Origin of the sequence: Bradyrhizobium jicamae (assembly GCF_001440395.1) — a bacterium.
GTDB classification, from domain to species: Bacteria; Pseudomonadota; Alphaproteobacteria; order Rhizobiales; family Xanthobacteraceae; genus Bradyrhizobium; species Bradyrhizobium jicamae.
This window is the reverse complement of the sequence record NZ_LLXZ01000214.1, coordinates 10963-12946: the sequence shown is the minus strand read 5'-3', so window position 1 is coordinate 12946 and position 1984 is coordinate 10963. Positions and strand designations below refer to the sequence as shown.

At 55.6% G+C, this 1984-nt stretch carries 5 protein-coding genes; all 5 read right to left on the bottom strand.

The annotated features are described in order from the left end of the window. Positions 1-172: 172 nt before the first annotated feature. Entirely contained in the window at positions 173-655 is a 483-nt protein-coding gene (locus CQ12_RS37100) for a YdaU family protein (RefSeq protein ID WP_018272531.1), read from the bottom strand. Further along, a complete protein-coding gene (locus CQ12_RS37095) occupies positions 652-900 on the bottom strand; it encodes a DUF2312 domain-containing protein (RefSeq protein ID WP_018272532.1) in 249 nt (82 codons plus the stop codon). Before CQ12_RS37095 ends, CQ12_RS37100 begins: the two co-directional genes overlap by 4 nt. A 14-nt stretch (positions 901-914) precedes the next feature. Beyond that, positions 915-1406 (bottom strand): GIY-YIG nuclease family protein, encoded by a 492-nt coding sequence (locus tag CQ12_RS43040; protein ID WP_018272533.1) that lies wholly within the window; start codon positions 1404-1406, stop codon positions 915-917. Then, a complete protein-coding gene (locus CQ12_RS44635; protein WP_018272534.1) occupies positions 1384-1608 on the bottom strand; it encodes a hypothetical protein in 225 nt (74 codons plus the stop codon). The genes CQ12_RS43040 and CQ12_RS44635 overlap by 23 nt, the downstream gene beginning before the upstream one ends. A gap of 178 nt (positions 1609-1786) precedes the next feature. Then, a partial coding sequence (locus tag CQ12_RS47060; RefSeq protein ID WP_283807438.1) for a helix-turn-helix domain-containing protein occupies positions 1787-1984 on the bottom strand: 198 nt, incomplete at its 5' end.

Genomic DNA, 1984 nt, shown 5'->3' with positions numbered 1-1984 from the left:
CATTCACGCGAACGCTTGAGCCTTGCGGCCTCGTTGGCATGGTCTTTGTCGATCGGCGCTAGGCCCGAGGTGATTTCCTTAGACCGGCGTTTCGCACTTACGGCGTTGATATCATTAGCATCCGGACTGATTTCCTCCGGCGTTTTAACCGATCCATCTGACGGATCACGGATCACGCCCAGCCCTTCTGCTTGATGATTGAAGCGAGATCGCTCGTCGTACTCCCACCGGCCGGCCCTCTCTCAATACGATCAGTAGTAGTTATATTTCTTTGTGTATGTGTCATGCTTGAGCAAACGGAAGCATTTGCTCCATTGATGAAGTGTTTCATCTGCGTCCGCATGCCGCCCTTGGCACCAGCCTCGGCGCGCTTCGACGACACAGCAAACCGCTTCTCCAGCTCCTCCTCGATCCGCTTGTGCCGCCAGCCGTCAAAAAAGAATGCCTGGATCGTCTCCTTGCTATCCAACCAAATGCGAAGCGGAAGCTTAGCAATTGCTGCTAGCTGCTTGTCGTCAGCCGGAAGCTCATGCTTGCGCCAATAGTGCATCATCAGCAGGAGGTATGCCCCATGCTGAGTCGTCGTCAGATGCCCCGTATCAGCCAGGTAGTCGCCGATATAGAGGGGCATCCACAGATCGCGCTTCTTAGTCATCCAAGCATGCCAAGCTGGTGCATGTAGGTCTCAAGGATCGTCTCCTGCTCCGCGCGAGCCTGAGGATCCTGCTTACGGATCGCCACGACCTTCCGGAGCACCTTCACGTCATAACCATTTCCCTTGGCCTCGGCGTAGATGTCCTTTTGGTCGTCACGCAACTCCTTGATATCGGTATCCAAGCGTTCAATACGCTCTACGATCGATTTGAGTTGGGCACTGGAATTGTGACCGGCGTCGTTCATGAAAAAATGCCCCTTCAATGAATAGCTGTTTGTTCCGGCGAGACGCGAGGCGCAAATTTCGTATCAAGCGGCAGCCCGCGCTTATCGCAATAAGCGATGAAATCGAAACACTGCCTGATGTGCTTCGCTATGCCCAGGTTATCAACGATCCGTTCGGCCGTTTCCGGAGCGTCCTTGCAAATCGCCAAGAACATTTCTCGGGCAATCGTGCAAACGCCTATCGCCGCATCCACTGGGCATACATCGAACCACTCGCCGACCAAACGAAAGTCTTCAAACTGATCGTGAAGCGCCTCTTCAAGCCACTTGGCTACCATCCGACCGGGAATGGGAATCGCGCTCATCAGCTCTAGCTTGCGAGGGTTTCCGGTTTGAATTCCCGCCAAGCGACTAGCGGGACTTTTCGTTATCCCAATTTTGCAGGGCGCAACGGGGACGCTGTTCTCGAGGGCCGAAATGACATATACGAAGTGAAGATCGTCATTATGCCCCTGCTGCTCGCTCATGTGCGTCCTCGGTGTTGGTGATGACTGGAACGCGGTGGAAACTCTGGCGGAGCATAAGCGTGACGCCATCGGTCAGGATGTTGCGCATCTGATCGTGGGAGACCTCGATCTTGACCAAATCGTCGGAACCGAAGGTCTGGAAATTGATTACGTAGCGCCCGGGATCCGGCGTCGTCAGGTAGGCAAGCTTTGCGATGCTCATGCTGCGCGGCTTTCTTTGCGAAGCTGGCGCGTCCTGATATCCCTCAGCGCGGTCTCAAGTTCGCGGCGTCGGATCGACCGCGGCGGCTCGACCTTCACGAGCGCGGCAAGATCCGCGGCCTTCTGAGCCAACGGGAGCCGCTGAATGCGGCGCAGTACCTCATGGATCGGCGTTGGCTTCATATGCGGATCTCCGGGATGTTTTCCTTGATACGTTCGATTTCAGCGGAAAGAACCGGGTCTTTCTCTGCCTTTGCCTCAATCTTGCGAACGGCGTGAAGAACCGTCGCGTGGTCACGACCGCCGAAGCGGCGGCCGATATCAGGAAGGGATCGCGATGTGATCTTCTTCGCCAGATACATTGCGATCTGCCGAGC